Raw genomic sequence first — 10,162 nt, forward strand, 5'->3', positions numbered from 1 at the left:
AAGCCGGAGCCCCCCGATGACCGCCCCCCTCCTGGTCGCCGGTGTCGGCAACATCTTCCTCGCCGACGACGCCTTCGGGCCCGAGGTGATCCGCGCCCTCGAACAGCGCCCCCTGCCCACGCAGGTGCGGGTGCGCGACTACGGCATCCGCGGCCTCGACCTCGCCTACGACCTGCTCGGCGGCTGCGCCACCGCCGTACTCGTGGACGCCGCCCGGCGCGGGCAGCGGCCCGGGACGCTGTCCCTGATCGAGGCCGAACCCCCCGACGGCACCGTCCCGCCGGAGGCGCACGGCATGGATCCGGCGAAGGTGCTGGCCCTGGCCACCCACCTGGGCGAGGAGCCGCTGCCCCGGGTGCTGGTGCTGGCCTGCGAGCCGGAGGTGCTGCCCGCCGGGGACGAGGACATCCTGCCCGGGCTCAGCGCGGCCGTACGCGCCGCCGTCGCACCCGCCGTCACCGCGCTGCACGCGCTCGTCCCGCTGCTGCTGGCCGACCCGGCCGCACCGGCCGCCGCATTGGGCCGCTCGATGGAAAACGGCCCGCCGCACCCGGCTGCGCTGCCCGCCCACACGCCCGCGACGGCCGAAGATCGATGACACCCGGGCCGCGCGGGACGCGGCCCGGGGCCCAGCCGCCGAACCCGAGGAGCAGCGCCCATGTGCCGGTCCGACGACATCCGACAGGCCGTCCTGGCGAAGAACGACGACCTCGCCGCGCGCCTGCGCGAGGAACTGGCGGAACAGGGGGTGGCCGTCGTCAACCTGCTGTCCAGCCCGGGGAGCGGCAAGACCGAACTGCTCGGCCGGATGCTCGCCGACGCGGTGGCGCGGGGCGTGCCCGTGGCCGCGCTCACCGCCGACCTGGCCACCGAGAACGACGCCACCCGGCTCGCCCGCTCCGGCGCCCCCGTCCAGCAGGTCCTCACCGACGGGCTCTGCCACCTGGAGGCCCGCCAGGTGCGCGAACGGCTCGCGGGCTGGCTGCCCGAGGACACCTCGGTGCTCTTCGTGGAGAACGTCGGCAACCTGGTCTGCCCGGCCTCCTACGACCTCGGCGAGAACCTGCGGATCGTGCTGATGGCGGTCACCGAGGGCGAGGACAAACCGCTGAAGTACCCGACCGCGTTCGGCTCCGCCCATGTCGTCGTCATCACCAAGACCGACCTCGCCGAGGCCGCGGGATTCGACGAGAGCACGTTCCGCGCGAATGTCCAGCGGGTCAACCCCGGGGTGGAGATCGTACGGTCCTGCGCCCGCACCGGCGACGGCGTCGGCACCGTCCTCGACCGCGCCCTCGCCGCCCGCGACGGCGCCCCCGCGCACCGGCCGCCGCTCGCCCCGCAGCCGCACGGACACGACCACGCGCACGGGCACGATCACGCGCACGGACACCACCACGCGCACGAACACCCCCACCAGCACACCGAGTCCGCGCCTGTCGCATGACCGCTCCCGCGACCGGCCCGGTCCGCCGCCGGCTCACCGTGCACGGCACCGTGCAGGGGGTGGGCTTTCGGCCGTATGTGCACCGTCTGGCGGCCGAGACGGGCCTGGCCGGGTTCGTCGGGAACACCGGTGACGGCGTACTGATCGAGGTCGAGGGCCCGGCGGCGGAGGTGGCCCGGTTCTGCGAACTGCTGGCCCACCGGCCCCCGCCGCTGGCCACGGTGACCCGGGTCGCCCACGAGGAGCTGCCCGCCACGGGCGCCGCCGGACCCTTCGCGATCCGCTCCACCGAACGGGCGGGCGGCCGCACCCAGCTCCCGCCCGACACCGCGACCTGCGCCGACTGCCTGCGCGAACTCGCCGACCCGGAAGACCGCAGACACCGGCACCCGTTCGTCACCTGCACCCACTGCGGCCCCCGCTTCACCATCGCCACCGGCATGCCCTACGACCGGGTGGCGACCACCATGGCCGGCTTCCCGATGTGCCCCGACTGCGCCCGGGAGTACGGCGATCCCGCCGACCGGCGCTTCCACGCCCAGCCCGTCGCCTGCCCCGACTGCGGGCCCCGGCTCACCCTGACGGGCCCCGGCGTCCGCCCGGCGCGGGACGCGGACGCGCTCGCGGGGGCACGGGAACTGCTCGCCGCCGGACGGATCGTCGCCGTCAAGGGGCTCGGCGGCTACCACCTGGCCTGCGACGCCACCGACCCGGCGGCCGTCGCCACACTGCGCGACCGCAAGGAGCGCGGCGGCAAGGCGTTCGCCGTGATGTGCGCCGATCTCGCGGTTGCCGAGCGCCTCGCGATGCTGACCCCGGCCGAACGCGCCGCGCTGACCGGACCCCGCCGCCCCATCGTGCTGGTCCGCCGCCGCACCCCCGCGGGCGAGCTGGCCGACCAGGTCTGCCCGGGCAGCCCGCACCTCGGGATCATGCTGCCCTACACCCCCGTGCACTCCCTGCTGTTCGGGCTGCCCGGCGATCCACCGGGACCCCGGGCGCTGGTCATGACCAGCGGCAACCGCTCCGGCGAACCCATCGTCACCGACGACACCGAGGCCCGCACCCGGCTCGCGGGACTCGCCGACGCCTGGCTCGCCCACGACCGGCCCATCGCCGCGCCCTGCGACGACTCCCTGCTGCGGATCCGCCCCGACGGCACCGAACAGGTGCTGCGCCGCTCGCGCGGCTATGTCCCGCGCCCGCTGCGGCTGCCGGTCCCGGTGCGGCCCGCGCTCGCGGTCGGCGGCGACCTGAAGAACGTGCCCTGCCTCGGCGAGGGCGAACTCGCCTGGTTCGGACCGCACATCGGCGACATGGGCGACCTGGCCACGCTGGACGCCGCCCGGCGGGCCGAACGGCAGCTGAGCCGGCTGACCAAGGTCACCCCCGGGCTGATCGCCGCCGACCGGCACCCCGGGTACCACTCCACCGGCTGGGCCCGCAGACGCGCGGGCGCCCGGCTGCCGCTGCGGCTGGTCCAGCACCACCACGCCCATATCGCCTCCGCCATGGCCGAACACGGCCTCGACGGCACCACCCCGGTCATCGGCGTCGCCTTCGACGGCACCGGATACGGCGACGACGGCACGGTGTGGGGCGGCGAGATCCTGCTCGCCGACTACACCGGCTACCGCCGCTTCGCCCATCTGACCCCCGCCCCGCTGCCCGGCGGCGACGCGGGCGTGGCCAACCCCTGCCGGCTGGCCCTGGCCCGGCTGTGGGCCGCCGGCCTGCCCTGGGCGCCGGAACTGCCCAGCGTCACCGCCTGCTCTCCGTCCGAACTCAACCTTCTGCGGCAGCAGTTGGACCGCCAGGTGGCCTGTGCGCCCACCTCCAGCATGGGCCGCCTCTTCGACGCCGTGGCCTCCCTCGCCGGAGTCTGCCATCGCGCCGGATACGAGGCACAGGCCGCGCTGGAGCTGGAGGCCGCGGCCCTCGAAGCGCGGGACGCGGACGCGGTGGCGTACCCCTTCGGGCTCGGCGGCGGTGCCACCCTCGCCTGCGACCCCGCGCCGATGCTGCGGGCGCTGCTCGCCGACCGGCGCCGCCGCACCCCGGCCCCGGTCCTCGCGGCCCGCTTCCACCGGGGCGTGGCCCGCGCCGTCACCGAGATCTGCCGCCGGGCCCGCGGCGCGACCGGCCTCGACACGGTCGCCCTCACCGGCGGGGTGTTCGCCAACGCCCTGCTGGAGGAGAAGTGCACGGCCCTGCTGCGCGCCGACGGCTTCACGGTCCTGCGGCACGGCGAAGTCCCCCCGAACGACGGCGGGTTGGCGCTCGGCCAGCTGATGGTCGCGGCCACCGCACCCCACCACGAGACGGAGTGAGCCATGTGTCTGGCAGTGCCCGGCAAGGTCGTGTCCATCGACCACCAGGCCGACCCCCTCACCGGCCTGATCGACTTCGGCGGCGTCCGTAAACAGGTCTGCCTGGAGTACCTGCCCGATGTGCGGGTCGGCGAGTACGTGATCGTGCACGTCGGCTTCGCGCTCCAGCGCCTCGACGAGGAGTCGGCCCGCGCCTCCCTGGAGCTGTTCGACCAACTCGGGCTGCTGGAAGAGGAGTTCGGCGACGCGTGGGAACAGGCAGCCCGCCAGGAGAACGAGAGTGAGGTCCGGTGAAGTACATCGAGGAGTTCAACGACCCCGAGCGCGCCCGCCGGCTGCTGGACGAGATCCACGCCACGGTCACCCGCCCCTGGGCCCTGATGGAGGTCTGCGGCGGCCAGACGCACTCGATCATCCGGCACGGCATCGACCAACTCCTGCCTGAAGAGGTCGAGTTGATCCATGGCCCCGGCTGCCCGGTGTGCGTCACCCCGCTGGACGTCATCGACAAGGCCCTGGCCATCGCCGCCCGGCCCGAGGTGATCTTCTGCTCCTTCGGGGACATGCTGCGGGTGCCCGGCACCGACCGCGACCTGTTCCGGGTCAAGGGCGAGGGCGGCGACGTACGCGTGGTCTACTCCCCGCTGGACGCGCTCGAACTCGCCCGCAAGAACCCCGACCGCGAGGTGGTGTTCTTCGCCATCGGCTTCGAGACCACCGCCCCCGCCAACGCCATGGCCGTCCACCAGGCCCGCCGCCTGGGCCTTGGCAACTTCAGCCTGCTGGTCTCGCATGTCCGGGTCCCCCCGGCCATCGAGGCGATCATGACCGCGCCCAGCTGCCGGGTACAGGGCTTCCTCGCCGCCGGGCATGTGTGCAGCGTGATGGGCACCGCCGAGTACCCGGACCTCGCCGCGAAGCACCGCGTCCCCCTCGTCGTCACCGGCTTCGAACCCCTCGACATCCTGGAGGGCATCCGGCGCGCCGTGCACCAGCTGGAGCGGGGCGAGCACCGGGTGGAGAACGCCTATCCGCGGGCCGTGCGCGAGCAGGGCAACCCGGCCGCCCTGCGCATGCTGGAGGAGGTCTTCGAGGTCACCGACCGCAACTGGCGCGGCATCGGCCGGATCCCGGCCAGCGGCTGGCGGCTGACCGACGCCTTCCGCGACCACGACGCCGAGCACCGCTTCGACGTCCTGGACATCCGCACCGAGGAACCGGCCGTGTGCCGGGCCGGCGAGGTCCTCCAGGGCCTGATCAAGCCGACCGAGTGCGAGGCGTTCGGCACGGCCTGCACCCCGCGCACCCCGCTCGGCGCCACCATGGTCTCCAGCGAGGGCGCCTGCGCCGCCTACTACCTCTACCGCCGCATGAACACCCCGGCACCGCAGGGATCGCGGATCCCGCGGGAGGAGATGAACCCCGTTGGCTGACCTCGCCACCCCCGCCACCGCGACCGCCACCCCCGAGTCCGCCGTCGACCCGGCGAACTGGACCTGCCCCGCCCCGCTGCACGACCAGCCGGTGGTCGTCATGGGCCACGGCGGCGGCGGTGCCCTCTCCGCCGAGCTGATCGAGCAGGTCTTCGCCCCGGCCTACGGCAACCCTGTGCTCGCCGCCCTCACCGACTCCGCCGTGTTCGACCTCGGCGGCGCCCGGCTCGCCTTCTCCACCGACTCCTACGTCGTACGGCCCCTGTTCTTCCCCGGCGGCAGCCTCGGCGACCTCGCCGTCAACGGCACCGTCAACGACCTCGCGATGAGCGGCGCCCGGCCCGCCTACCTCTCCACCGCCTTCGTCCTGGAGGAGGGCGTGGAACTGGAGGTGGTCGGGCGGATCGCGCGCGCCATCGGCGCCGCCGCCCGGGCCGCGGACGTCACGGTGGCCACCGGCGACACCAAGGTGGTCGAGTCCGGGCACGGCGACGGCGTCTACGTCACCACGGCGGGCGTCGGCCTGGTCCCCGACGGCGTCGACATCCGCCCGCAGCGCGCCCGGCCCGGCGACGCCGTCATCGTCAGCGGGCCGATCGGACAGCACGGCGTGGCCGTGATGAGCGTGCGCGAGGGCCTGGAGTTCGGTGTCGAGATCGTCTCCGACACCGCGCCGCTGGCCGGTCTGGTCGCGGCCATGCTGGAGGTCACCAAGGACCTGCACGTCCTGCGCGACCCCACCCGGGGCGGGCTCGGCGCCTCCCTGAACGAGATCGCCCGCGCCTCCGGCACCGGCGTCCTGCTGCGCGAGAGGGCCGTCCCGGTCCCGGAGGAGGTCGCCAACGCCTGCGGCTTCCTTGGCCTCGACCCGCTGTACGTCGCCAACGAGGGCCGGCTCGTGGCCTTCGTACCCCCCGAGCACGCCGAGGCGGTGCTCGCCGCCATGCACGCCCATCCGCAGGGCACCGGCGCGGCGCTGATCGGCGAGTGCGTGGCCGACCACCCGGGCATGGTCGTCGTCGCCACCGGCCTCGGCGGCACCCGGGTCGTGGACCTGCCGCTGGGCGAGCAGCTGCCCCGGATCTGCTGACCGGGACCGCAAGCGCCACGGAAAAGCCCGGTCCCCGCCGTCCTCGGCGGGGACCGGGCTTTTCCCTTGACGCTTCCTACGTGTCGACACCCGTGATCTCCAACTCGCGCCCGCTGCGCAGCTCCTGGGAGGGGCGGTCGCAGCGCGGGCACCAGAAGAACGGCGGTATGCCCACCGCGAACTCCTCGGCGCACCCGTCGCACCACGCCAGCGCGGGCACCGGCTCCACCACGAGCCGGGCGTCCGCGAGCGCCGTACCGTCGCGGGCCACCTCGAAGGCGAAGTCCAGCGCGTCGGGCACCACCCCGGACAGCTCGCCGACCCGGACGGTCACCGCGGACACCCGGTCCGCACCGTCCGCGCGGGCGATCTCCTCGGCCTGTTCCACGATCGCCGACGCGATCGACAGTTCGTGCACGGCCGTCTCAGGGGTAGCGCCGGTTCGCGCCCGGACCGCCGGTCATCCGGAAGATCCGCAGCTCCCGGATGATCCCGGGGAACTCCTTGATCACCAGCGCGGTGATCACGCCGCCGACCAGCGCGGCCTGGAGCAGCAGCAGCTGCCGTCCGGACATCCCCGATCGCGTGCGCCTTCTGCTTCTGCAATCGCTCATGGCGGTCACTTTCCGTTCTCTCAGCCGGGCGAGATGTTCGGCATGCTCTCGCCCAGGGCGTCATGCCGCTTCCAGTGGATACCGGTGGAGCGGCGCGCGTCGGAGCTGCCGTCCCGGTGGTGTCCGGTCTGCTCCTGGTACGGGCCCTTGTTGCCCTGGTGCAGCCCGGGAACATGGCTCGGGGTGTCGGGCTTCGCCTCGGGGCGGCCCACTCGGATGGTGCCCATGTCCGCTCTCCTTCCAGGCCGTACGACTACGACCGTTCGGTGAGGTCCCTGAAGAACTGTTCTACGGCGGCCCAGACCTGCCCGCCACCGGAGAGGCCCTGCCACTCGCGGCGGACCAGCGCGGTCATCCGGAAACAGTCGTCGACCGGCACGATCCAGTGCTCCGTGAGCCCCCGCACGGTGTTGACCAGCAGCGCCTCCACGTCCGGGGTCATGGACGCCACCTGCGGGACCTCGGCGGCCAGTCGCCGCCAGGCGTCCGCGTCCACCTCCCAGCGCATCGCCCCGGCCGGGCTCGGCCCCTGCGCCGTGACCGCCCCGTCGGAGCGCGGCACGAAGAACACCAGCCCCACCGGGACGCCCAGCACCGCGGTGTCGACCGGCGGGAGCCGCAGCCGGCGCCGGGGCACAAGGCGGTAGCGGCCCTCGCCCGCCGCGCCGTCCGCGAACAGCACCGAGCAGGGGCCGCACACACAGCGCACCTCGGCGGCCCCGGTGTCGTACAGATGGGCGTGCTCGTCCGCGACCCGGGCCGCGCACAGCTCGCAGCTCTCCGCGTCGGCCGTGGCCGCGCGGTCGGCGGCGGAGCGGATGACCCGGGCGAGTGCCCCCTCCACGCTCACCCCGCCTCCTGCGGCACGGACCGGCGCTTGATCGTGTTCAGCGGTACGAAGGCGGGGGCGGCCTTGCGCTCCTCGCCGTCCGGCACGATCTCCACGTCGGAAAGCTCCGGGGCCACCGCCAGTACGGCCTCCCGGACCGCCGCGGTGATGTCCGCGGAGCCGCCCCCGCAGCCACCACCGCAGCCGCCCTTGGAGCCGGAGTCGAGCCGCACCCGGGCGACCTCGCCCTCGACCCCGGCCCACGTCAGGTCGCCGCCGCGCTCGCGCACCGCCGGCCGCAGCCGCTCCATGGCACGCTCGGCCCGCTCGGCCAGCGGCTGCGGGTGCACGCCGTGCAGCACCATGAGGTGCCCGACCAGCTCGTCACCGGCCAGCCGCGCGCCCAGCCGCTCGTCGGCGCCGTCCAGGACCCGGGCGAGGGCCTCGCCGTAGACCTCGGTCAGCAGCCGTACCGCCTCCAGGGCCGGACCGGGCGTGTGCTCAAGGCCCGCAAGCACCTCGTCGAGCCGGGCGAGGCGGGCCTCCACCGCCGGATCCGCCAGGCGTCCGGCCGGATCAGCCATGGTTGGCCCCGTACGTCGGCGAGTGCACGGTGCTCAGGGTCTTGCCCTTGCCCATGTACATATGGACGCCGCACGGCAGACAGGGGTCGAAGCTGCGCACCGTGCGCATGATGTCGACGCCCTTGAAGTCGTCGGGCCCGTTCTCCTCGAAGATCGGCTGGCCCATGACCGCGTCCTCGTAGGGGCCGGGCGTGCCGTAGATGTCGCGGGGGCTGGCGTTCCACGGGGTCGGCGGGTACGGGTGGTAGTTGGCGATCTTCTTGTCCCGGATCACCAGGTGGTGCGAGAGGACCCCGCGCACCGCCTCGTGGAAGCCGCAGCCGATCGACTCGTCCGGCACCTCGAAGTTCTCGAAGACCTTGGTGTCGCCGCTCTGGAGCATCCCCATGGCCTCCTCCAGGAACTGGAGGGCCATGGCGGCGGCGTAGGCGATGAAGTACGGCCGGGCGCGGTCGCGTTCGAGGGTGTTGCTCCACTTCGGGATGCGCCACTCCAGGGTGGTCTCCGGCAGTTTCTCGCCCTTGGGCAGGGTGATGCGGATGCCGCCCCCGGTCGCCTTCACGTACGGCGTGTCCACCAGGCCGCTCAGCGCGGTCGACCAGAGCCGGGCGAGCGGGCCGCCGCCGGTGTCCAGGGCGAGGTGCTCACCGGTGTCCGGGTGGTACCAGCGCGGGCTCATCACCCAGCTGTAGTTGCCCTCGAAGTCCCGCTTCTGCGGCACCGGCACCGTGGTCTGGTTCCAGGGGTGGCGCATGTCGACGGGGTTGCCCAGCGGGTCGTGGGTGACGAACGGGTCCTCGTTCACCCAGTCCTCGTAGAAGGAGCTGCCCAGCATGATGCGCAGCCCGAGGTTGATGTCGATCAGGTTGTTGGTGACCAGCTTGCCGTCCACCACGATGCCCGGGGTGACGTACATCGCCTTGCCCCACTCGTTCATGGTGGCGTAGCGGTAGTCGACCACGTCCGGGTTCTGGAAGGCGCCCCAACAGCCCAGCAGGACACGGCGCTTGCCGACCTCCTCGTAGCCCGGCAGCGCCTCGTAGAAGAAGTCGAAGACGTCGTCGTTCATCGCCACCGCCTTCTTCACGAAGTCGATGACGCGCATCAGGCGGCTGAGGTAGTCGGTGAAGACGCTCGGCTGCGGCATCGTGCCGACGCCGCCCGGGTAGAGCGTGGAGGGGTGCACATGGCGCCCCTCCATCAGGCAGAACATCTCCCGGGTGATCCGGCTGACCTTCAGCGCCTCCTTGTAGACCTCGCCCTCGAAGGGGTTGAAGGCCTTCATGATCTCGGCGATGGTGCGGTAGCCGTGCACATCCCCGCGGGGCGCGTCGGTGCGCTCGGCGCGGGCCAGCACCCCGGGGTTGGTGGCCTTGACCATCGCCTCGCAGAAGTCCACGAAGACCAGGTTGTCCTGGAAGATCGTGTGGTCGAAGATGTACTCCGCCGCCTCGCCGAGGTTGGTGATGTGCTCGGCCAGCTTCGGCGGCTTGACGCCGTAGGCCATCTGCTGGGCGTAGTTGGAGCAGGTGGTGTGGTTGTCGCCGCAGATGCCGCAGATCCGTGAGGTGATGAACCCGGCGTCTCGCGGGTCCTTGCCCTTCATGAACACCGAGTAGCCGCGGAACAGCGACGAGGTGCTGTGGCACTCCACGACCTCACGGTTGGCGAAGTCGATCTTCGTGTAGATGCCCAGGTTGCCGATGATCCGGGTGATCGGATCCCAGTTCATGTCCACGAGCTGGGCTGGTTTGCGTCCTGAGGTCCGCGCGTCGGTGGTGGTCATCTGCGGTACTGTCCCTCGCTGTTCGGGTCGGGCGGAGCGGATGGCGGGG

Annotated in this window: 12 protein-coding genes; 6 read left to right on the forward strand and 6 right to left on the reverse strand. The window is 73.0% G+C overall.

The features are described from left to right. The first annotated feature begins 16 nt into the window (after window positions 1–16). Genes CCN72_RS22015 through hypE form a run of 6 tightly spaced genes read left to right on the forward strand, consistent with a single transcriptional unit; the run spans window position 17 to window position 6,300 of the window. The gene (locus CCN72_RS22015) at window positions 17–598 is read left to right on the forward strand and encodes a hydrogenase maturation protease (RefSeq protein ID WP_086809006.1); all 582 of its coding nucleotides are present in this window, start codon (window positions 17–19) and stop codon (window positions 596–598) included. Between the two features lie 60 nt (window positions 599–658). Then, entirely contained in the window at window positions 659–1,447 is a 789-nt protein-coding gene (gene hypB / locus CCN72_RS22020) for a hydrogenase nickel incorporation protein HypB (RefSeq protein WP_086809007.1), read from the forward strand. Further along, on the forward strand, window positions 1,444–3,777 hold the full coding sequence (gene hypF / locus CCN72_RS22025; protein ID WP_086809008.1) for a carbamoyltransferase HypF: 2,334 nt from the start codon (window positions 1,444–1,446) through the stop codon (window positions 3,775–3,777). Before hypB ends, hypF begins: the two co-directional genes overlap by 4 nt. A 3-nt stretch (window positions 3,778–3,780) precedes the next feature. Further along, on the forward strand, window positions 3,781–4,071 hold the full coding sequence (locus CCN72_RS22030; protein WP_085563338.1) for a HypC/HybG/HupF family hydrogenase formation chaperone: 291 nt from the start codon (window positions 3,781–3,783) through the stop codon (window positions 4,069–4,071). Beyond that, window positions 4,068–5,210, forward strand: a complete 1,143-nt coding sequence (gene hypD, locus CCN72_RS22035; RefSeq protein WP_086809009.1) for a hydrogenase formation protein HypD — start codon at window positions 4,068–4,070, stop codon at window positions 5,208–5,210. Before CCN72_RS22030 ends, hypD begins: the two co-directional genes overlap by 4 nt. After that, complete coding sequence (gene hypE / locus CCN72_RS22040; protein WP_086809010.1) at window positions 5,203–6,300, forward strand: hydrogenase expression/formation protein HypE; 1,098 nt, start codon at window positions 5,203–5,205, stop codon at window positions 6,298–6,300. The genes hypD and hypE overlap by 8 nt, the downstream gene beginning before the upstream one ends. Before the next feature lie 76 nt (window positions 6,301–6,376). On the opposite strand, the gene hypA is transcribed toward hypE, so the two are convergent. From hypA to CCN72_RS22065, 6 genes are read right to left on the reverse strand one after another with little or no spacing between them, the layout of a single operon-like run. Continuing rightward, the gene (gene hypA / locus CCN72_RS22045) at window positions 6,377–6,718 is read right to left on the reverse strand and encodes a hydrogenase maturation nickel metallochaperone HypA (protein ID WP_086809011.1); all 342 of its coding nucleotides are present in this window, start codon (window positions 6,716–6,718) and stop codon (window positions 6,377–6,379) included. A gap of 7 nt (window positions 6,719–6,725) precedes the next feature. After that, complete coding sequence (locus tag CCN72_RS39705) at window positions 6,726–6,875, reverse strand: hypothetical protein (RefSeq protein ID WP_164932484.1); 150 nt, start codon at window positions 6,873–6,875, stop codon at window positions 6,726–6,728. A 59-nt stretch (window positions 6,876–6,934) separates the two neighbouring features. Further along, window positions 6,935–7,141: a hypothetical protein gene (locus CCN72_RS22050; protein WP_037653844.1), complete on the reverse strand. Its 207-nt coding sequence runs from the start codon at window positions 7,139–7,141 to the stop codon at window positions 6,935–6,937. 26 nt (window positions 7,142–7,167) lie between these two features. Continuing rightward, entirely contained in the window at window positions 7,168–7,764 is a 597-nt protein-coding gene (locus tag CCN72_RS22055) for a DUF5947 family protein (protein ID WP_086809012.1), read from the reverse strand. Continuing rightward, on the reverse strand, window positions 7,761–8,327 hold the full coding sequence (locus CCN72_RS22060; protein ID WP_086809013.1) for a NifU family protein: 567 nt from the start codon (window positions 8,325–8,327) through the stop codon (window positions 7,761–7,763). The genes CCN72_RS22055 and CCN72_RS22060 overlap by 4 nt, the downstream gene beginning before the upstream one ends. Next, on the reverse strand, window positions 8,320–10,113 hold the full coding sequence (locus CCN72_RS22065) for a nickel-dependent hydrogenase large subunit (protein WP_086809014.1): 1,794 nt from the start codon (window positions 10,111–10,113) through the stop codon (window positions 8,320–8,322). The genes CCN72_RS22060 and CCN72_RS22065 overlap by 8 nt, the downstream gene beginning before the upstream one ends. Window positions 10,114–10,162: the final 49 nt, after the last annotated feature.

It is taken from the genome of Streptomyces murinus (genome assembly GCF_002154555.1).
Lineage (GTDB): Bacteria > Actinomycetota > Actinomycetes > Streptomycetales > Streptomycetaceae > Streptomyces > Streptomyces murinus.

Bases quoted from the DNA above. Each gene is read 5' to 3' on its own strand.
- hypF (WP_086809008.1), top strand. From the start codon at position 1,444: ATGACCGCTCCCGCGACCGGCCCGGTCCGCCGCCGGCTCACCGTGCAC.
- CCN72_RS39705 (WP_164932484.1), bottom strand. From the start codon at position 6,875: ATGTCCGGACGGCAGCTGCTGCTGCTCCAGGCCGCGCTGGTCGGCGGC.
- CCN72_RS22015 (WP_086809006.1), top strand. From the start codon at position 17: ATGACCGCCCCCCTCCTGGTCGCCGGTGTCGGCAACATCTTCCTCGCC.
- CCN72_RS22065 (WP_086809014.1), bottom strand. From the start codon at position 10,113: ATGACCACCACCGACGCGCGGACCTCAGGACGCAAACCAGCCCAGCTC.
- CCN72_RS22050 (WP_037653844.1), bottom strand. From the start codon at position 7,141: ATGGGCACCATCCGAGTGGGCCGCCCCGAGGCGAAGCCCGACACCCCG.
- hypB (WP_086809007.1), top strand. From the start codon at position 659: ATGTGCCGGTCCGACGACATCCGACAGGCCGTCCTGGCGAAGAACGAC.
- CCN72_RS22030 (WP_085563338.1), top strand. From the start codon at position 3,781: ATGTGTCTGGCAGTGCCCGGCAAGGTCGTGTCCATCGACCACCAGGCC.
- CCN72_RS22060 (WP_086809013.1), bottom strand. From the start codon at position 8,327: ATGGCTGATCCGGCCGGACGCCTGGCGGATCCGGCGGTGGAGGCCCGC.